The sequence below is a fragment of the Blautia sp. HCP3S3_D9 genome, assembly GCF_052063845.1.
Classification (GTDB): domain Bacteria; phylum Bacillota; class Clostridia; order Lachnospirales; family Lachnospiraceae; genus Blautia_A.
The window spans coordinates 1-20967 of the sequence record NZ_JBQHWS010000042.1 but is presented as its reverse complement, the minus strand read 5'-3'; the positions used below and the strand labels follow the sequence as shown (position 1 = coordinate 20967).

Annotated in this window: 19 protein-coding genes and 1 pseudogene; all 20 read right to left on the bottom strand. The window is 48.7% G+C overall.

What is annotated here, in order from left to right:
- Position 1: 1 nt before the first annotated feature.
- Positions 2-3655: a BREX system P-loop protein BrxC gene (gene brxC / locus ACTNES_RS10035; RefSeq protein ID WP_441039206.1), complete on the bottom strand. Its 3654-nt coding sequence runs from the start codon at positions 3653-3655 to the stop codon at positions 2-4.
- A gap of 18 nt (positions 3656-3673) precedes the next feature.
- Positions 3674-4249 (bottom strand): DUF1788 domain-containing protein, encoded by a 576-nt coding sequence (locus ACTNES_RS10030; protein WP_005929853.1) that lies wholly within the window; start codon positions 4247-4249, stop codon positions 3674-3676.
- A 1-nt stretch (position 4250) separates the two neighbouring features.
- Positions 4251-4859: a DUF1819 family protein gene (locus ACTNES_RS10025; RefSeq protein WP_007882141.1), complete on the bottom strand. Its 609-nt coding sequence runs from the start codon at positions 4857-4859 to the stop codon at positions 4251-4253.
- A complete protein-coding gene (locus ACTNES_RS10020; RefSeq protein ID WP_002576387.1) occupies positions 4840-5067 on the bottom strand; it encodes a helix-turn-helix domain-containing protein in 228 nt (75 codons plus the stop codon). The genes ACTNES_RS10025 and ACTNES_RS10020 overlap by 20 nt, the downstream gene beginning before the upstream one ends.
- Before the next feature lie 62 nt (positions 5068-5129).
- On the bottom strand, positions 5130-5393 hold the full coding sequence (locus ACTNES_RS10015) for a hypothetical protein (RefSeq protein ID WP_441039205.1): 264 nt from the start codon (positions 5391-5393) through the stop codon (positions 5130-5132).
- Complete coding sequence (locus ACTNES_RS10010) at positions 5390-6856, bottom strand: relaxase/mobilization nuclease domain-containing protein (protein WP_441039204.1); 1467 nt, start codon at positions 6854-6856, stop codon at positions 5390-5392. The genes ACTNES_RS10015 and ACTNES_RS10010 overlap by 4 nt, the downstream gene beginning before the upstream one ends.
- Before the next feature lie 60 nt (positions 6857-6916).
- The gene (locus ACTNES_RS10005) at positions 6917-7186 is read right to left on the bottom strand and encodes a hypothetical protein (RefSeq protein ID WP_008396502.1); all 270 of its coding nucleotides are present in this window, start codon (positions 7184-7186) and stop codon (positions 6917-6919) included.
- A gap of 16 nt (positions 7187-7202) precedes the next feature.
- Entirely contained in the window at positions 7203-7508 is a 306-nt protein-coding gene (locus tag ACTNES_RS10000; protein ID WP_173744949.1) for a hypothetical protein, read from the bottom strand.
- 152 nt (positions 7509-7660) lie between these two features.
- Entirely contained in the window at positions 7661-7993 is a 333-nt protein-coding gene (locus tag ACTNES_RS09995) for a plasmid mobilization protein (RefSeq protein WP_002576391.1), read from the bottom strand.
- Positions 7990-14097: an SNF2-related protein gene (locus ACTNES_RS09990; RefSeq protein ID WP_441039211.1), complete on the bottom strand. Its 6108-nt coding sequence runs from the start codon at positions 14095-14097 to the stop codon at positions 7990-7992. The genes ACTNES_RS09995 and ACTNES_RS09990 overlap by 4 nt, the downstream gene beginning before the upstream one ends.
- Positions 14098-14228: 131 nt before the next feature.
- Positions 14229-14573 carry a TnpV protein gene (locus tag ACTNES_RS09985; RefSeq protein ID WP_427819679.1) on the bottom strand — a complete coding sequence of 115 codons (345 nt, stop codon included), beginning with the start codon at positions 14571-14573 and terminating at the stop codon, positions 14229-14231.
- Positions 14574-15375: 802 nt separating this feature from the next.
- Positions 15376-15582: a transposon-transfer assisting family protein gene (locus ACTNES_RS09980; protein ID WP_148337318.1), complete on the bottom strand. Its 207-nt coding sequence runs from the start codon at positions 15580-15582 to the stop codon at positions 15376-15378.
- Complete coding sequence (locus ACTNES_RS09975; RefSeq protein WP_441039203.1) at positions 15583-16176, bottom strand: YodL domain-containing protein; 594 nt, start codon at positions 16174-16176, stop codon at positions 15583-15585.
- Complete coding sequence (locus ACTNES_RS09970; protein WP_441039202.1) at positions 16163-16471, bottom strand: immunoglobulin; 309 nt, start codon at positions 16469-16471, stop codon at positions 16163-16165. The genes ACTNES_RS09975 and ACTNES_RS09970 overlap by 14 nt, the downstream gene beginning before the upstream one ends.
- Positions 16468-17355 (bottom strand): LPD16 domain-containing protein, encoded by an 888-nt coding sequence (locus ACTNES_RS09965; protein ID WP_441039201.1) that lies wholly within the window; start codon positions 17353-17355, stop codon positions 16468-16470. Before ACTNES_RS09965 ends, ACTNES_RS09970 begins: the two co-directional genes overlap by 4 nt.
- Positions 17352-18023 (bottom strand): annotated as a pseudogene (locus tag ACTNES_RS09960) (DNA topoisomerase); the annotation flags it as partial. The gene ACTNES_RS09965 and the pseudogene ACTNES_RS09960, both read right to left, overlap by 4 nt.
- A gap of 25 nt (positions 18024-18048) precedes the next feature.
- A complete protein-coding gene (locus tag ACTNES_RS09955) occupies positions 18049-18225 on the bottom strand; it encodes a transposon-encoded TnpW family protein (RefSeq protein WP_118699295.1) in 177 nt (58 codons plus the stop codon).
- 68 nt (positions 18226-18293) lie between these two features.
- A complete protein-coding gene (gene mobQ / locus ACTNES_RS09950; RefSeq protein ID WP_441039200.1) occupies positions 18294-19874 on the bottom strand; it encodes a MobQ family relaxase in 1581 nt (526 codons plus the stop codon).
- 319 nt (positions 19875-20193) lie between these two features.
- Entirely contained in the window at positions 20194-20526 is a 333-nt protein-coding gene (locus ACTNES_RS09945) for a DUF3847 domain-containing protein (protein ID WP_441039199.1), read from the bottom strand.
- A 201-nt stretch (positions 20527-20727) separates the two neighbouring features.
- Positions 20728-20967 (bottom strand): winged helix-turn-helix domain-containing protein (locus tag ACTNES_RS09940; protein ID WP_441039198.1); only part of this gene is annotated, 240 nt, incomplete at its 5' end.

Sequence of the window (20967 nt, the reverse complement as noted above, 5' to 3'; positions counted from 1 at the left end):
TTTATAGTTCAATGTTGACGATTGTATCTTCGTCCATCTCTTTCAGCAGGTTTTCACGCAATGCAGCAAGGTATTTATCAACATCTTCCTTGCTCTCCAGTCGCCATGATGCAGTCTTGGCAACCGTCTTGATGGAAACATTCTTCGTGGTGCGCACCTTATATACCGGCTGCGGTTCTGCGACCTTTTCTGCCGGTTTCACGGTCTCGCCGCGTTTTTTCGCCTCTTCTTCCTGACGCTTACGCTCTGCCTCGGCCTTTGCCGCTGCCTCCTTCACAAGACGGATATCTTCTGCGTTCATCTCATTGAGCAGGCGCAGCTTCAGTGCCTCCGCCTTATCTGCATAGCTACGCAGAGTGGAGACATTGTTGCAGTGCTCCGCACCGTCCATGATCTCCTTAAACAGTTCCAGATAACGGTTGAACTTCGCATCCTTATAGGGCTTGGTGTTCAGCACTTCAAAGACACGGTTCCGATCCTGATTGATGGAATCTTTGACCGGCTCTGCCTGCTCTTCCAGAATGCGCATATAGCAGTTCATAAACTTCTCGCGCAGCTCCGGCAGCTTCGGAATCTCCTTGTAGGGCTTCGGCATCCGGACAATGGTGCGCATCTTGGCCACCACGTCTTCCAGTTCTGCATCCACGATGTAGGTCTTGCTGTCCTCGTAGATATTCAACATATCCAGCGCACGGGTGAAGATAGTCAGCTGCTCACTGCCAAAGAAATCTCGGATAGGCTCATAGTCTTCGCCAAAATCCATCAGATCGTCCTGTTCGTCAAATACGGTCTTAAAGAATTCAAGCGGTGCCTGAATCTGTACCAGTGCGGAAAGCCGCTTCTTGCCCTTTTCCAGAAGTTCTTTTCCGGGATAGGTGTAATTCTCATATTTCGGTTCCAGCCGCTCAATCTCGGTGATTCGATTCTCGCAGTAATGCTGGAAGTTCTTCATGATGGTATCTTCGTCATCGGCAGGCGGTGCCACCTTGAACAGCTCTTTCATCACGGTGCGGACGGCCTTTTTCTGGTTTTCCGGCACCCGCACGCGCACTTCCGTCAGCAGCTTATCCACGAACTGCTTCTTCGTGATATAGCCGATGATTTCTTCTTCGGAACGGTTGTTCAAATTGACGCTCTCACCGTTGACCGTAAAGGACAGATCTCCACGCTTAAAGAGACGTGCCACCAGCCAATGGATGTCATCTTCCACAAATCCATAGGGTGCTTTCATAAAGCGATCCTTGATGGTTTTCATAGAAGTTTTCATGTGCATCCGGGAATTGCCCGCCACGAATTGCAGCACATCATCCAGTGCGTGAACATTGGATTCTCCGGTATCTCCCAGTGCCAGCGACAGCTGGTTACTGGTCTTGAACATCTTCCGGATATCTGCTTCACCCATCGCTGCGTCAATGTAAGACAGCTTGTGGTAAACCGTCTGCACCAATCTTCCGATTGCCTCGTTGATGCGGCTGGTCACTTCCTTGCCGGAAGTGTGCAGCACATCGCCATTGACATAGATGGTAGCCTCTTTCAAAGCTTCCGTCAGGTAAAGCTTGGCGTTACCGTTGCGTTCCCGCATCTCCACGCGCTTTGCTTCCTTAATGGTCTCATACTTGGCAAGCTGCACAGAAGTATTCTTGCGCAGGAACCGCTCAATTTTCAAGTATGCCCGCATTTCCGTCAGGAACGCATCATCGTTCGGCAGAACCACAAGGACTTCCTTGCCCTGGCCGGAGAGCAGGCGCAGCGTACCATCATCGGTGCCGCCCTCATACCACGGGGTCAGCACACGGAGGCCGATATCGTAATTCTGGTTTGCCTTATAGGGGCGGTCATCCACTGCCTGATTGAAGGAGAACGCATACCTTCCACCAAAGCTGGGATACTGATACTTCTTGCTGGAGAAAATGTCCTCATAGATCATCTCCGCAATCTTCGTGATGACCTCCGGCATCTCCACATTTTCTTTTTCGATTTCGTTGTTGATTTCCTGTTCCTCATCGGTCAGGAATACATAGATGGAGCCATTCTTCTGGATCAGCATCTGGCGCATCAGCACTTTCAGTGCATCCTCCACCTGTGCCTTCAAAGAAATACGATCATCGTCAATGCTGGTAATCATCAGGCTAACGATGTTGTCCACATTGGCTTCAATCTCCAGAACATATTTAATCAGGAAAAGGGTCTTCAACACATTGATCGCAAAGACATCTTTTTCCTTCTTTTCCGGGTTGATGTAGCTGTTATCATAAGCGCGGATGATCACGCTGCTGTGGCTGTGGTCGAGGAAGTTCTCCAATGCATCATAGAACTGATAGAACGGCACGATTGCCCCCATCTCATCGTCCATCAGCTGCATGGCAGACTCTTTGAACAGAGCCAGCATGGAACGTTCACCTTCGGACAGGTGCTTGCCGGATGCACCGTGGGTACGGATACTGGTCAGCACACTGGCAAGCAAATTAAACTGGTACGGAACAAAAGGATAAACCTCTGCAAAATCTTCTGCATTGGCGTACAGTTTTTTCTCCACACCGTCGTTGAAAACAATCAGATTTTTGATGATCGTTGCTTTCTGGTCATAGAGCAGGCGCAGGCTCTGTGCTGCGGTCTCAGTCTTATCCAGAATACGCTTTTTGATAACAGCGTCCACATTGGCAGAGGACAAAGAAAGACGGGTATCGAAACGTCCCTGAATCTTGGAGAAGTCGTTACCCTTCACCTTGGTATTGGAGTCGATATCCTGCTGGCTCGTTACGATTACCCAAGCCTTACCCATGCATTCCTTGCCCAGTTCTTCCGTCACTGTCTGAAGGTTCAGCATCAGTTTGGAATCATCACCAATGTACTGGCCAATCTCATCCACAAGGAAAACCACATGGTGGTTGTTACCTTTTTTCTCAATATAAGACTTTACACGCTTGGCGAAATCCTCAATGCTAATCTGGTAGCCCTCGGTTGCTTTCTCACACCAGTTACGAGCAGCCGATTCGCTCATGAAATCCATGTCAGAAAGAACATCGACAACGGAATCCTGAATGAAATCGAAGTCCTGACGAGAGCTTTCCCACGGATCGCCATACTCTTCTTCAAACTTTTCCTTAAACTCTTCAAAACGACCTTCCTCGGAAAGCCTGCGCTCCAGGTCAGCAAGGTGAGGCATGGAACCGCAGAAGCCCTGCATCTCATTGAAGACCTTCAGGAATACGTTCACAATGGCATCTTTATTTTCTTTGCCATTAGAATCGCTTTTGGAATCAATGTTGAAAAGAATTACATCCGATGGGGTGTTTGCTGCCAGCTGCATATCTGCCAGCACCATCTGATTGGTAATCTTCTGATCCTCAATGAAGTAGTCGATGGCATGTTTGTCTCCGACCTGTTTATTCTGAAGCAGATAGGACAGGATTTTCAGGAAATGAGATTTACCACTTCCAAAGAAGCCGGAAATCCAGACACCCATTTTCGGTGTGGTTCCCTGAATACCTTTTTTATATGCTGCAAAGAAATCTGCAAAATGACGCTGAAGCTCACGGGTCACAACATACTCTTCCAGCTCCTGCGCTACATTTGTTTCTTCACCCTGACCGACAATGATAACGCCCTGTATCTCACGGTCAATTTTCTTTCGGAACATGTCCTTGATCTGCATAACTGTTTCCTCCATCCATTACTTTACCAGTCGGAATGCCCGGTAATAGTTATCGTCTTTAATCTCATTGAACAGGATCAGCTCCTGCTCATTATAGGTTCCCGGAAAGAACATCACGACCGGGCAGCGCACAAACGCCTGGTGCAAGTTGTTAAGCACCTTGTGGGAGCGCAAAATCGGATAGCACTTGCCGATACCGGTTAGGAACACGACTGCATTCTCCGGCGTATGTTCTTTGATATATTGCACGATCAGGCTGTCATCGTCATTCACCTTCATGGAGTTGGTCACTGCCTTGACGATACGCTCGATTCCGCGCTTTTTTTCAAAGTCATAGCACTTTTCCATGAAGTTTTTCTTTTCCAAAAAGTCAATGATGATATCATACAGGTCAAAGACCACAAGCTCAAAATCATCATCGCCCCGGTCGTTCTTATTTTTCAGATACTCTACGCGCTCCCGAACTTCCAGTTCCTTTTCCGGTGGATAATCAAACACCCAATAGTTGACCTCATTTGCGCGGCCTGTTCCTTTTCGGAAAGACGGCTTATGGATTGCAAGCTCCATCTCGTCCAGTCTTTGGCTTAAATCCATTTCATCTTACCCCCGTCAGTGTTTTTACCATGATGCCAAGGTCATGGTCATAAAGCCAATGCTCAAATGCAATATCAAGAATTGGCTTCAGTATTTTTCTTGTGCTGTTTGCCCGGTTGCTTTCTAAAAGTCCTGCTTCATAAAGCTGTGTCTTATAGCAGGAACCGAGACGGCGCAACGTATAGTCTTGAAGAGAAGCCACTTTCTCACTCTGTTCCTGCTTATTTTTGAAAAATATCCGGATATCTGCATCCGTCAGCTCATCGGAACCAAGAATCATTTTTTCCCGCACTACTTCATACACAAAATCAAAGAATAGCGTGTCATGCAAAAGAGCCGCAGTCAGCACAAATAATTTTTGTGTAGCAAGATCACTGCTCAAAAAGATTGGGTAAAAGCTTTCATCTAATGTCTTGATACGGGCTGTTACGGTAGAATAAATCTGCTGCGCTCGTAGTTTTGTCGGTGCGCCATAGATGTTTGTCTCTTCATTCAACTTTTTAATATCTGCAAAGCTCTTACCCTCGCTCAAAAGCTGCACGGTTTTCCGAAATTCCATGAACCAGAACGAAAATTTTACGGCTCCAGCACTATACGGTTTTCTTTCCATCTTCGTTCTCTCCATTTCCGGATTTTGTTTTAATGTATCTGCCGCTTTTGATTCTGGCATCCTTCGGCTTTTCGGCGTTAATAGGAATGACCCACTGATGGCCTAAACGCTCGGCACCATCAATTCGCCCTTCTGTGCATAATGTCTGTACTCTCCTTGTGCAGATGCCCCATTTTTCAGAAGCCTGCTTAATCGTCATGAAATCCATACGGAACCTCTTTTTCGATGTCTAAAGTCACTCGCAGCAAGTTAAAATTTCTCATTTATATTCTACTCCAAGAAACGAACAAAATCAATCGAAAGTTCTTCCAAATTTTGAACGATTTTTTTAGAATCCACTCTTCTGCAAGCAGGGCTTTCGTGACACGAAAGCGATTTTCTGCTTGTTGGGGAAACTCCCCAATCCCCATAGAACGCTGCCTGCGGCATCGGGCTGCGCATCCGTTCCGGATGCTTCAACGGCAGTTCCTGCCAAAGAAAAAAGCCCGGTGCAGCATGAGCATTACGCCCACACTGCACCGGACTTTCCATCATCGACTGCTTTGTCTATTTTCTTCTTCCTGCCGTACTTCCTGCTCATGGAGCTGTTCTTTTTTCTGTTCGTCCTCTTTCAGGATTTCCTGTACGATCTTCTGTGCCACAAGCCAATCCTGCATTTCCGATTTGGTCTTGCGGTACTCTGCATAGGAGCTTTTCTTTCGTTCCAGAAGCATTGCATACTCTGCGTTCAGCTCGCTGATGCGCGGGAGCTTTTTGTCAGAACCGTTCTCTTTCTTATAGGCATCAAACGCCTTTTTCGCTGCGCTGCGCAAGGTCAGCATATCCCGATGAGCTTCATAGAAATCTCGATTGTAGCCGGATGCTTTATACGCGGCAAAAACATCTTTTGTCTTGGCATAATTGATTAGATGCTTCCGCAGCACCGACACTTCCGACATCCGTGCCTCATCTGCCTTTACAGATTCCAACAGCACATCGCATTTTTCAGAAATCCCATCTGCTTTTTCTTTCAGCTCTGCATAGCTCTTGATTCCATGTTCTTCCATGAACATCATAGCTTTCGCCATCTGCTTCAGATTGAATACTTTCGCCCAACGCGCATATCCCGCGCCTTTGCCCGCCTGCATTTTTGCACGGACATCAATAAGGAACGACAGCTCCGCCTTCTGATGCACCTGTGCTGACCGTGCGCTTGTGCGGGTTTTCTCTACAAATTTGCTTTTATGAACCGCATTCCCGGCAATCACTTCGCAGAGTTCTTCAATCGAATATCCTTTGCCAAGAGAGCGGAAACGAGCAAATCTGGCGTGGCCTTTCCCCCGCAGGGCAGGCTGTTTTCCATCTTTATACTCGTACCCTGCTTCCTGCAAAATTCCGATTAGTTCCCGGAAGTCTTTCGGTTTTCTTACCAATGCTGCATCAATGGCCTCGCAGATTTCATCCCGCTGCGATTTTTTCTCCGGGTATTCCGTTCTCTTCTGCCGCTCCCCATAGGGCTTCCGGATAATAACCGACAACCGGTGTTCTAGGCAGACGATATCACTGAGCCTTGCCAGTGCAAGACCGGATAATCGAAAATCTCGAAATTTTCTGGTGCAGTCTAATGTAGTTGAATTAAAAATAATATGGTTATGAATGTGCGCACGATCAACATGGGTAGCCACGATAAACGCGTGTTTTCCCTTGGTGAATCGCATGGCTGTCTCATACCCAACCTTGTTCGCCTCCTCCGGCGTGATTTCTCCGGGCTTAAAGGATTGCCGAATCTGATATGCGATCACATCATGCGCCTGGGTTCTACCGGTGATATGCTCATACTGCCGTTTGGAAAGCAGAAATTCTTCATCACAGGTCTTTGCATCACAGGCATACGCGCTGATGTATTTTCCATCTTCCGTCTTTGCTGCATTCTCAGAATAATCAGTACGGTCAGCCAGACACTGCGCTACCGTCTTTCCTTTATTGATATGCAGCGCAATTAGTCTTGTAGCCGCCATTTTCATATTCCTCCATCTAAAAAGAGCTACCCGAAGGCAGCTCTTACCAATCTACTATTCTCATTTTAACATCCGTTCCCGGTCATAAGCCCCCTGCAAATAAACGGCCTGCTTGATGATTTCTTCCATATCGAAATAGACGCACATAATGCTTTCGTACAGCTTCCACACATTAGATTCGCTGCCTCCCACCATTTCCATCAGCTGGTCTTCCATCTTCGATTGCTCAGACTGTTTTTCCTGATAAGCTGTCTCTTCCACAAAATGATTCTCTCCATCTGTTTCCTCGTACCGTAAATCATAATAATCTTTCATAAACTGAATATCCATCTAATCCCTCCTGAACTCAAATTGTCAAAACATCCTCTACACGCTCACACAGCTGTTCCATCAGTTCCATGATGCCGCCCGCACCAACCGCAGCTGCGAACAGCCCCATCTCAATCAGGGTCAGCAGGAACACATCCGTCCAGCTCGCTCGAACCACAGAATAGATGCCGCAGCCAAGAACGAAAAGCATGACCGGCGAAAGCACCCACAGGGATAGCTGCATCAGCAGATTCCCGATAAAGCATAGAAATCGCAGCAGAAACGCAACCGGCAGCAACAGGATTTTCAGCATCAGCTTCAACAAAAAACATACGATCTTCATGGATTTCACCCCTTCGTTTTTCTTTTCATCTTCATTTTACTGTACACGCTTGCCAAACACCACGATGTCAACAGGGAAACTCAAAAAATATGTAACGGCACAGACAGTTTCATCTGTGCCATGTACTGTAGAAATCCCGCACGTTTGTGCCGTCAGCGAATGCCAGAAAGCCTCTTTAAGATCAGCTTTTGCATCTCCCAGAGTTCATCCAGCCGCTTCTGCAAATCCCGGATATCCTCCGCATAGATGCTCCCGGATTCATTGGCTCGTTTTGCGTACTGGTTCAGGTTGTTGCTGCATCGGCGAAGAAGGGTGGATACCTGAGCCACATCCGACAAATCAAGATTTACGCAGTACCCGTCCATCGCCATCTTTCTCATATAGGCACCGGTGTTCCGAATACCCAATTCCTTCTGCTTTTCACGAATCCTCGCCAGCTCTTCCGGGTTCACCCGGACATTGATCCAGTGTTCCCGAACACTCATAGTGCCACCTCCTCATCATCCCGATGTGTCATCGGCGGAATGCGCCCTGCACGGTCACGCAGCTCTGCCAGGACAGACGGCTTTTCCGTTGTTTTCTCACGGTCTGGATCATCGTTTCCACGGTCATCCATATTCAGCAATGCGTCCAGTTCTGCCAGTCTTGCACTCTTTTCCGCCAGTTCTGCCTCCTGGGGGAACGGCTTTCCAAGCTCGGCCTGCGCAGCTTCCTGCTGGCTTCTGAGATTGTCCAACTGTTGTTCCGCCTTTTCCAGTCTTGCAGGAATCCCGGCAAGAGCATTGTCCAGACGCTGGATATTGCCCGCAGCACTGGTGCCGATGGGCACTCGGTGGGTCATCTCACCTTTCAGCAGCACCTGATACTCTTTCTGGAAGCTGTCAAACGTCAGCTCCATCTTGAAACCACGGTAGCTGCCAAGCGGCACCGGCTCCAGACTCTGATTGGCTTTACAGACCGCGAGGATTGCTTCACCGGCCTCAGCTTTTTCAGTAAATTGTGTGCCATTCACTTCCATACCGCAGAACCCCTCTTCCGGCAGCGGATGTGCCGCCACCGTCCGAATATCCGACTGAAAGCCCTTGATGAACCCCTGCGTTTTCTCAATCTCCGCAGGGAAATATTTCATCAATTTATCTTCCAATCGGTACTGCTGGCTCTGATGATCCGCCTTCAATACTTTCAGCCTTGCAACATCTACATCCAAGTCCATTTTCTCCTTGATTTGCGGGTCTCCGGCACAAAGTGCCTTGATCTCTGCATAGGAAAGAGCCTGCTCATCTACATCATCACAGGAACGTACCGGAGATTTGCTGGTCATGATCTGGCTGATAAATTTCTGCTTATTCTCCAGTGTCTGATAGAGGTAGGCATCAAAAGTTCCTTCCGTCACATACTGATAAACCTGCACTTCTTTGTTTCGGTTTCCCTGACGGATGATACGACCATTTCGCTGGGTCATGTCCGCAGGCCGCCAGCCCACATCCAGATGATGCACGGCCACCAGCCTATTCTGCACGTTCGTGCCTGCACCCATCTTCTGTGTCGAACCTAACAATACCCGTACCTGTCCGGTACGCACTTTGGCAAACAAATCTTTCTTTTTTGCCTCAGTATCGGCATCATGAATAAATGCGATTTCTTCTTCCGGCACACCGGACTGAATTAGTTTGGCGCGGATATCCTCATAGACATTGAAGGTTCCATCGTTCTTCGGCGTGCTGAGGTCGCAGAACAGCAACTGGGTCAGCTTATCCGACTGTCCTTCCTCATAAATCCGAAGCACATTCCGCACACAGGCGTTGAGCTTGCTATTTGGGTCATCCGGCAGGAGCGGATTCATCAATCGCTGATCCAGTCCCAGCTTTCTGCCATCCGATGTGATTTTCAGCATGTTATCGACCGACGGGTCTACCACACCGGAATGCACAGCCGCCGCCCGTTCCGAAAGCTCCGCCACCATCGCCTGCTGATGCTCCGAAGGCTGCACCACCACGGTTTCAAATTTTGCCTCCGGCACCGGCAGATGCAGCTGATCGGAAGTCTTGATATCTGCCACTTCCTTGAACATATTCATCAGCTCCGGCAGGTTGAAGAATTTTGCAAATCTTGTTCTTGCCCGGTATCCGGTTCCTTCCGGTGCCAGCTCAATGGCCGTGGTGGTCTCACCAAAGGTAGAAGCCCAGCTGTCGAAATGGGTCAGCCCTTTCTGCTGCAACGTGCCGTACTGGAGATACCGCATCATGGTGTAAAGCTCAGTCATGCTGTTGCTAACCGGGGTGCCGGTCGCAAAAATGATGCCGCGCCCGCCTGTCAACTCGTCCATATATTGGCACTTCATAAACATATCCGAAGATTTCTGCGCTTCCGATGTGGACAAGCCTGCAACATTGCGCATTTTTGTGTAGAGGAACAGGTTCTTAAAGGCATGTGCTTCGTCTACAAACAGTCGGTCTACGCCCAGCTGCTCAAAGGTAATCACATCGTCTTTTCGGTCGGTTGCCCGAAGTTTCTCCAATCTCGCCTCCAATCCTTTCCGGGTCTTTTCCATCTGTTTGATGGAGAAACGTTCGCCATTCTGGGATTTCATCTCAGCAATGGCGTTTTCGATTTCATCAATCTGGGCAGTCAAAATCCGCTCCTGCCGTTCTGCAGACACCGGAATTTTCTCAAACTGGGAATGCCCGATGATGACTGCATCGTAATCACCAGTAGCAATTCGTGCGCAGAACTTCTTTCTGCGGGCAGTTTCAAAGTCCTTTTTGCTTGCCACCAGCAATTTTGCACTCGGATACAGACGCAGAAACTCGTTTGCCCACTGAAGGGTCAAATGATTCGGAACAACAAACATGGATTTCTGGCACAGTCCCAGCCGTTTTGCCTCCATAGCAGAAGCGGCCATCTCGAAAGTCTTACCGGCACCCACTTCGTGGGCCAGCAGTGTATTGCCGCCGTACAGCACATGAGCAATGGCATTCTGCTGGTGTTCCCGCAGCCGGATTTCCGGATTCATGCCGCCAAAGCGGATATGAGAACCATCATACTCACGGGGACGAGTGCTGTTGAACAGCTCGTTATACTTTTCCACAAGTTCCGCGCGGCGATAAGGGTCTTTCCACACCCAGTTTTGGAACGCATCCTTAATGGCCTGCTGTTTCTGCTGGGCGAGGGTGGTCTCCTTTTTATTCAGAACCCGCTTCTGCTTGCCGTCTGCATCCTCCACGGTATCGTAAATACGAATATCCCGCAGATTCAGCGTATCCTCCAGAATTCGGTAGGCATTGGCACGGCTGGTGCCGTAGGTCATATAGGCATGAACATCATTCCAGCTCGGTGTACTCTTGCCGGTAATCTGCCATTCTGCCGTCATGGGAGAGAATTTCACTTCAATATTTCTGCGCAGATAGAACGGCGGCTCAAAGGTTTCTTCCATAAACTGCTGGATATAATCCCGATTGACCCATGTGGCACCAAGGCGCACATCAATCTCCGACGCATCCAGGTCTTTCGGCTGTGCTTTCTTCAAATATTCCGTGTTTACCGCAAAGGCAGGGTCAGAAGCCGCAGCCAGTTCTGCCACGCGGAGTTTTTCCCGGACATTGCCGGACAGATATTCATCAGCCGTCACCCAGCCGGTTTCCTCGCCGCCCTGCGTCATCGGGTCTTTGAAAATGACACCATGCAGTTCCTGCTGGATTTTTTCAAATTCTCCCGGTGTACCTAAAAGCTCCGACATATAGGGCAAATCCACTTTGCCGCGCTCTCCGATGGAGATTGCCAGAGCTTCTGCCGGAGTATCTACGCTGGTAACAGCCCGTTCCGGTCGAATCGTCCGTTTGGTGAACATATCCGCCTTGGATTCCAGCCTGCCATTTTCATCTACATTTTCCAGAGAGCACAGCAGATAATAAGACGAATCTTCCGAAAAAGCTTGTGCATTTGCACGGGAGTTGATAAGTCCATACTGATCGACGAATCGGTCATAGGCCACATTCAGTTCCCGCTGTTTCTGGGCAATCGCGTCCTCTGGATAGTCGTTCAGCTGGTAGTCGATCAGTTCCTGCACAATGGTACGAAGCTCCACCATGCCCTTGATCCTGCCGGTGGCTGTCGCAGAAAGGTCAGCTTTCCGCATGATGCTGTTCTCACGGAAGTAAACATCCCCATCTACCACCGCATAGGAGAAGTTCTTTACATTTGGGTCTGCCGGAATGGTTTCGCCCTGCAAGGACAGCTCTTCCTCCGGTGCCAGCTCTTGCGCTTCATAATGACCACCGATGTGCTGCACAACCTCATGCAGCTGGTCTCCCAGATCTGCATCCGGAATCGGAATGACCGTACATTCTTCCTTGCCGTACTGGGTGCTTTCCGTTGTAATCTCACCCAGCACCATTTCCGGGTGGTCAACAAAGTAGCTGTTGAGGGTAATACCCTCCGATGTCAGCCCCAGATGCACCCAATCCGGTTCGATATCAATGGGATGGTCTCTCTTTTGCAGGAAAATGATATCCGAAACCACATCTGTACCGGCATTGGCGCGGAATGCGTTGTTGGGAAGTCGAATGGCTCCCAGCAGTTCTGCCCGCTGTGCCAGATACTTTCGCGCGTCCGGATTCTTGGAATCCATCGTATAGCGGCTGGTAACAAAGGCCACAATACCACCGGGACGAACCTGATCCAATGCCTTGGCAAAGAAATAGTTGTGGATAGAAAATCCGAGTTTATCATAGGGCTTATCGCTGACACGGTAGTTGCCAAAGGGCACATTGCCCACGGCCAGATCATAGAAGTCGCGGCGGTCGGTGGTCTCAAAGCCTGCCACCTTGATTTCTGCCTGCGGATACAGCTTCTGCGCAATACGCCCGGTGATGGAATCCAGTTCTACACCATACAACCTGCTTCCCAGCATGGAATCCGGCAGCATACCGAAGAAGTTGCCGACACCCATCGACGGTTCCAGAATATTGCCCTTTTCAAATCCCATACCGTCTAACGCTTCATAGATTGCACGGATCACGGTAGGGCTGGTGTAATGCGCATTCAGAGTCGAAGCCCTGGCCGCGGCATATTCTTCTTCCGTAAGAGCTGCTTTCAACTCCTTATATTCGCCTGCCCAGGCAGTTTTCTCTGCATCAAAGGCATCTGCCAGTCCGCCCCAGCCGACATAATTGGCCAGTGTTTCCTGTTCCTCCGGTGTCGCATCCCTGTTCTGATTTTCCAAAGTTTTCAGCGTGTAGATGGCATCCATATTGGCACGGAATTTCTGTTTAGGACTGCCTTCGCCGAGGTGAAAGCTGTTGATGCGGTAGTTCTCCGCATGTTTTGCTTCATGCTCTGCCCGGAACGCTGCTTCTTTTCCAGAATTCAGATCAACCACCAGATTATGCAGGTGAATATTATCCTCATGCTCCAAAAGTCTTGCCAGATTTTCCTTGCTTTCCGAGCGGAAGATCGGATACACGGAATCCGGGTCCCGAAGTTCCACATCGAAAAGCCCGACTTTTTCAATCGTAAATGCCTTTCCGTCCAGATACAGCGTATCGCCGACACGATAATCCGGCTGCACCGGAGCTGCGGGTTCTGGCTGCACAGTTGCAGACTCTTTTTCAGTCTCCATAGCTCTGCCGCGAATCTCCTGCAATGCCTCTGACGCACTCACATAATCGGCAAACGTCTGCACTTTTCCGTCCGAATATCCGTAATACTCTTCTTTGACATAATCCCAGATAGCAAACGCATCTTTAGAATCCGGGAAATTCTCGCCGGTCATCGTGACTACAAATCGTTCATCCGGTGCATAGCCTGACTCTCTGGCAAGTTCTCTGGCGTGTGCCTGCATCTCCAGCACCAGAGGATCTGTCTCTGCGGGAGCTGGTTCCGGTACTTCTTCGGATTCCACATCTGGGAACGGAATGTCCTTCTGCAAATCCTGTTTGTTCTGCTCAACGTAGAGCCAGTCTTTGGCTTCCCGTTCCTGGACTTTTTCAATCAACTGCTGACGGTAAGTCTCTGCCTCCCATTCGCTGGTAAATTCCTCGCTGACACCATCCGGCTCTACATGAATGCCGTCTTGAATATCATCCCAGACCGCATAGCCATCGTCTGTCTCCATCACGGTAAACCGCTGGGGTGCTGCCAGCTCACTCCGGGCATAGACATCCGCAGCCGTATTCAGCATATTGTCTACATGCTCATTTCCGGTATCGTAGTGTTCCGGTGGCGTTGGCGGAAATACATGGGCGGCAGTCGGCATAGGAAGCGGCGCACCATATTCCTGCTCCAGCTTCCGATACTCTTCCATCTCCAGCGCAGTCAGGTACTGACCATTTTCCACAAGCCGATCTAACCGCTTATCTACCGCTGCCCATGTGAGGCGCACTTCCCGGTCATGGCCATAATTGCGAAGCAGAATGCCTTTCCCGTTATAATCGGCAAAACCACGACTGCCATCCATAAAGGTATAGCTGTGACCACCGAGACCGTATTCCGCTTTCAGAAATGAAGCTCGTTCTTTTGCGTCTCCTTGCTGCTGATACAGCGCATAAATACGGATTTTTCCGCCTTCAAAATTAGAACCTGTCCGCAGCATACGGTCGATTTCATCCTCAGAAATGACAAAAGCGGAGGGCTTTTCGCTCTCCGCTTCTCTGACTGCATTTTCTGCCGCTGCATCAATTTTCTGAATCTGCTCTGCTTCGGACTGAAACAGGCTCATAAAGTTTAGCTGTTGATAAGTTCCGTCAGAATAACTTCCTCTGCCTGCGCTTTCAGCATGTTCATGTGCTGCACCCACAGAAGCTGGTTCTGCTTCTTGTCCGGTGCCGGATTCGCTTTCAGCAGTTCCGCCATCATCTGCTCCATCCGTGCGGTCGCGGTCTCCTGAATCTCCCACAGGTGCGGGTACAGCTTCTCGGTCAGGATCAGGTGATTGTACAGCAGCGTGTTGTTCTCCTGCAGGAACGCTCTGCGCATCCTCCCGTACTTGCCCAGGGGCTTCTGTTCCTGCACCGACAGCTGGATGTCCGGAATCAGGTAATCGCCGTTCTTCGTGTAATTCAACTCCATCATAATTTTGGCTCCTTTCTGCCTGCTTATCTCTTTCATAGGTTCGGATCGTGCGTTCAATTTCCCGGAAGATCTGGCTGGACATTTCGCTGACCGCAGTTCCCAGCACATTGGCGGCAGCCTGCGTATTAAAATCAAAGATGTCCAGAAAATCCTCGTGTTCAAAATAGTCATCTGCATTGCCCACCGTCCGGGTAAAGACGGAATATGCGATGCTGACAGCGGCAGCTCTCTTAAAGGAAGCTCCGATGTTGAGTTCATCATACCCTTCCAGATAGGAATCTGCAACGATGTCGCTGATCTGCCTGCGCTTTTCCTCCCAGTAATCCCTTGCAAGGCGTTCCGCCGCTTCCATAATGTGATTTTCCAGAGACCCGGCACCGGCAGGAACATCAAACGCTGCATCCAATGCCCGAATAATCGGCTGCTCGTGCTCTGCGTTCATTTTCCAGAGCTGTACCGGACGGGAATTCTTCCGTTCTCCGGTATCTGCCACATCAAATACATACCGCAGTTTCGGCTGCTCGCCGCGCATGTCCAAAAGAGCAATGCCCTTGGAGCCACGCTTCACATAGCGGTTCATCCGATCATTCCAGAGATCGTACTCTGCACAGGCCGTTGCTTCCGGTCTCTGCTTATAGATCATCAGCTGCTCCGCAAAGGGATACTTATAAAGCCGTGCGGATGTGGTCAGAAACGCTGTCCACTGTTCTTTGCTGCCAGTAATCTGCGCCGCAGCTTCCTGTGCCATCTGCATATAATATGCCGTTTTCGTCATCATCTGTCCTTTTCCTCCTCTCCTTTATTCGTCCGGATACAAATCCAGTGCCTCATATTCTGCATCCGTCATCTCTGCCAGTTTCGCAAGCAGCGAGGCCGTCCACCTGCGCAGATTTCTATCTCTGCCGGTCAGACTTTTTTGCATCGTCTGAAGCTCTTCGATCAGCCCTGTCCGTGTGCCAGGGCTGTAAAGCATCATGAGCATCCATTCGTCATCCGTAAAACGCATTTATAACTCCTTTTCTTCGCAGCACCTGCGAGGCGATGCAGGCGGCACCGCCTCCTGCTTTTCCTTCAGCTGATCCAGAACCGATGCTTTCTCCGCCGGTTCTTCCTTCTTTCCGTTATTGATTACGCCGTCAATCATACCGTAATCGTCTTCCATTGCCATTTCTGCGGCTTTCAGATAATTCTCCGGTTTCAAAAATCCGGGCAGCTCCTGGAAGCCGATGGAATCCACATAGTGACAGCTTACAACACCATTCTGCCGTAAAGCCACGATGTCAGACACAGAAAGACTATGCCCAGTAAAATCATCAGGGCGGGAAACATTGAATTTCGCATACAGTTCCTCCAACATCGTATTCTGATCCTTGTAGGGAAGCAGCGGAGCCGTATAAACCACTTCATAATGGTCAATATCCGGTTCCAGCCCCATCCGTTCCAGTTCGCGCATAGACGAAAAGCGTTCATATACCGTATCCTCGATGCGGCGAAGCTGCAAAATCGCATACTGGTCGGTAGCGCTGTCGAGAAATGCCATCATTCTTTCGTCCGGTGCCTGATTTCCATGTACTTCATCCCATTTTTCAATTCTTGCCATCGTTCATTTCTCCCTTCTCCATAAACGGCAGGCCGTTTTCCTTTGCTTCCTGTCGCTGCTGTTCCCGCCGCTTTTCACTGTACGGCGGTCGGATACCAACACAGCGTTTCGGAATCGTATAAGTGACCGACCCATGCTCCCGGTGCTCCAAAATAAACTGCCCCGGATACTGTTTTCGCAGTTCCCGGAGCTTCTTAATCAGGCGGCTGTCATGGGTGTAAATACTGGCAGTATCCAGTTCATTGTCAAAATTGATGACGGTTTCCTGCTCTGCCTTCGTAAGCTTATATTTCATCGCTCCGCCTCCTTCGCCTTAGCAGCTTTCACCGGCGTATCCGTTCTGGAAGACAAATCCGAGAGTTTACCCAGCACAGATTCCCGTCTGCTGATTTCTGCATCCTCTGCACGATCACAAAGTTCGTCATAATCAATCCGCGTCATGGTGCGGCCACCGAATCCATAATCCGAAAGAATCTGGTCTCTGGCTGCATTCATGCTGATTTCCGGGTTGTCGATCTGTCCGCCGTCAATTTCCGTGAAGTCCTTATGATATAAGGTATAGTCGTAACCGTCCTCACAGGTTTGAATGGCGAGAAAGCCCTTGCTTCCCAAATCCCATGCGCTGCGTTCTTCCGTAATCAGCGGCTCCGGTCGGCATGTACCGCCACCGCGTTCCAACATTTCTGCCAGCTGACAGATGTGCAGAACATCATACCCAAGGCGCAGATGATATTCGTCCATATATTCGCAGCGGGCCGAAAACTTCCGATTCGGATACTTGATCTCCACCGCGCTGCCATCCGGAATTTTGAACCGATCCTCGTAGCTGCTGGTGATAAACCGGATATTTTTAGCATTCTCCAGTTCAGGATCAGCCTTTTTCATCTGCCAAAGAACCTTTCTGCCGCCACGCATCTGCTCCAGCATCTCCGGGGCTACCGGCGCAACGGTAAGACCGTCCAGCTGGGGAATCTCCTTGAGTGCTGCCACCCTCGCGCTTTCTTCGAGAGTAGAAAACGGCTGTTTATCCAACATATCCCAGCCAATGTGTCCCTCGGCAATCTGCACCTTTCTGTCCATATCAAAGCAATGGAATTCCACGCCCTCCTGCTTTTCCTGCAAGGAAAGCAGAGCGACATTATCCACCAGATAAGCTGCATTCATCATTTTCATGCTCATTTTTTACCTCCAAACTCCAGCTTAAATGCTGCTGCACCGTCCTCGCCGGTCTCTACATGAACGGTTGTGTCATAGTAACGATTGGACTTCTTGGAATAGCAGTGGGTAAGCCGTGCTTTTCCCTGATTTACCAGTTGCTTTGCCAGTTCCTCTGTCATCTGCTTTCCCAGTGTCTGAAAGAACCTGTTTTCCTTCCAGAGCGCAAATTTACAGCTCTTATCCCTGCAAAACCATCCCTTTGCCGTTTCACAAACATCACTGCCGCAGGCGGGGCAGGAACCAATGACTTTGCATTCCGGCTGCATCAGGACATTGGCACCTTTCACAGCCTCGTAGGTTTTTACAAGTCCGCTGACCATGCTGCTGATTTCTCCCATAAAGGCATCGCTGTCATACTCGCCGTGTTCTATTTTCAGCAGTTTTTCCTCCCAGTCTGCCGTCATGGATGGAGACTGAATCTGTTCCGGCACCACCGTCACCAGCGCATTTCCCTTGTCCGTAGAACAAAGGTATTTCGTTTTCTTATCGCCCCTGCGCTCGATAAAGCCTTTCTGTACCAGTTTTTCGATGATGGCAGCGCGTGTAGCTGGTGTGCCGATGCCTTTTCGCTCTACACCAGCCGGAAATTCATTCGAGCTGGCACTTTCCATCGCTGAAAGCAGAAGATCTTCGGAAAGATTTTGTCAAGGGTAGTTAAGAAAAATCTTCACTGTTTATGTCATGTAATATCAATCTGTTAATCTTATCCGTCATGGTTTCCTTGCTTGTTTTGCTGAAATGAATTGCCACGTTGTAGGTAGTTCTTCCGATTTTCTTTTTGATATGCGGACACTGTTCTTTGTCTGTTGTCTGCTTTTCTGTCTGTTCCATAAATCTCCTTTTCCCAACGAAAAAAGGTGCATGAAATCCTTCTGTTTTCCATGCACCTCACGCTGTATTTAAATTGCATTTTCGTGTTTCTTATCCCGGTTCTGCTCCCTTGCCTGCTCGTCCGCTCTCTGCTGTGCTTCCATTTCCCTGAGATTGCCTTTGAAAACGGAAAGCCTTGCAAGGTCGGTAGCAACCCTACTGCTATTTCTCTGTATCTGCTCCTGCTGTGCCAACACCTCCGCTAACTGCTTATCAATATATGGCTTTGATATTTTCATATTTTCTGGCATGACTGCCTTTACCCTGTCACGATATATCGCATAGTTTTCAAGCTCTGTTTCATGCTTTTTCTTAAAGGAATTTTTTCTCAATCCGCTTAATGCCTGGTACTCTTTCATGACTGGCTGGTACTGCTTGTAATCGTCATAATCAGATACCGCCTGCGTCCACTTCTCATAACGCACACTTAGCTCTGAAAGTTCTGCCCTGCAATTCTCCAACACCTCCGTCTGCTTTTCCTCAAACGCCCTCACATCTTCCCATGTTTCAAGATGGTTTGTGTCAAGCAGCTTTGCAAGCTGTTCCACATTACCCAGAAGCCGCTTGTCTTTAAATCTCTGTACATAAGGAAAAATCGGTCTTACCACCATTTCTGTCCTTTGTTTCTGCAACATCTCCAATGCGGTCTGAACCTCTGGCTTTTGTTCTGGTACGGAAGCATTGATGGATGGATTGATAGATTGAATACCATCCTTTTCTGTCCGGCTTTTTCTCTCAAAAACAAATCTGAAAACTCCCTTTTTCAGTTCCTCTTTGAGTTCAGAGATAAATCCACAAATCTTCATTATCATGGCATTATATTTCTCGATTGCACGATTGATATTGCCCCTTTCTGTCCGAATGCCTTTTCGTTCCAATGCACTTGCTCTTTCCCCTAAATGAATGGTCGGAATAAGAGGTATTCCTCTGTCCTTATAGGAACGTGGATCAACACGCTCGGCTATGCCTGCTTTTTCATTGGTGGCATTGATAACTTCAGCAATGGCATTTCTCCATTCCTTTGCCTTGCCTTTCTCATTCCAGTCAATCACATTTACTTTCCGGCTTTTATAGCCTTTTCCGCTGGCATTGGGTATCCGGTTACCGTCTGCGTCAAGGACGTATTCTTTTCTTGATTTTGCTCCCCATGTACCATCCTCATTGAGAGGTCTGAGGGTAAGAAGGATATGGATATGCAGATTAGGCTGTCCTTTATCGTTGTACGAACGATGAATACCATAATCTGCACACATTCCCTTATCTACAAACTGCTCTTTGATAAAACGCTCCATGACCTGCCTTGCGGTGGCTTCGTCCCACTCATTGGGCAGGGAATATTTCAGGCTCCTTGCAAGCTGGGCATTCTTCGCTTTCTCATTCTTTTCTACAGAGTTCCATAATACTGCCCTGTCTGCAAATTCCGGTGGTGCGTGTTCCGGCAGAAGCACACCTGCACTGACTAAATCCTCTTTGGCAGTTCTGTTATAGGTCATGCCATAATAATCACTGTAAAGGGATGTCCTGCTGATATAGGCTGACTGCTCAACCGCCGACTGTCCTTTGCTCCGCTGAACTATGGATGCCCTGCTGCTAATTGTTCCGTTCTTCACTGTCCTCTCCTTTCCCACAACGTAGCGGGTTGCACCGGCAGACTTTGTGGGCAGATGAAAGCACGTCTTTTTGTGATTTCATCTGAACGCAAAGTTCACTAGGGTAGGCGGTTCTTTTTACCGCCGAAGGGAGTGTAGCTCCCTTATAACAAAAGGCTTGCCTTTTGTTCAACAAGGTGCCTGCACCTTGTGTCGGATACGAAGTAGCCGACTGCCCTCTGCAAGAGCCTTCGGAGAACGCACAGCACCGCCCCAAAGGGTGGTGTATCTGTGCGCCCTCAACAAAGTTGAGGGAATTGGCTACAACGCTGCACATTCCCTATTCTTCTTCGTTTTCGCCCTCGTCTGCTTCCTCATTTATCGCCGTATCCGGCATTTTCTCCTCCGTCCTTGCAAGCTCCCGTTCAATCTGCTCCATGCAGTTCTTGACCTCTCTTGTGGCAAATGCCACCTGCATAATCCGTCTGGTCTGTTCTTCGCTGTATCTCCTCGGCTCATTAAGAAATGTTTCAAAGTTTGCACCCACCACAATCTTTCTATGGTTATCTGCTTTCCTCTGCTCCATCTTTGCCTTTTTCATCAGCATATCGAGCTTGTTCTTTTCCTGTTCCATGCGTTTCCGCTGTGCTTCGATTTTATTTTCTAAATTCATCTTTCATTACCTCTGCTTTCTTTAAATTTGTTGTCTGTAAAATAGAAAAGCGGTGCTTCCGTTTTATTGGATAACACCGCCGAAATGACTGCCCTGATTCGTTTTGATTTCTGCAATGTACTTCTGTCTCCTTTCTGCACCTGTCGCTGTAAATAAAAAGAGCAACTAAGATTTTCATTTCTTAATTGCTCCATACTTGTATTACTTTACTAAATTTTTGTTAAAACGATATCCTACACCCCATACCGTCTGAATATATATTGGTTTGCTAGGATTGTCCTCTATCTTTTCCCGAATATTCCGAATATGGCTCATGACAATATTGTGATCACCGAAATAAGGTTCTTTCCAGACTCTATCATATATCTGCTCTTTGCTGAACACTTTGCCAATATTCTGTGCCAACAAAAGCAGTATTTCAAACTCTGTATAGGTCAGTTC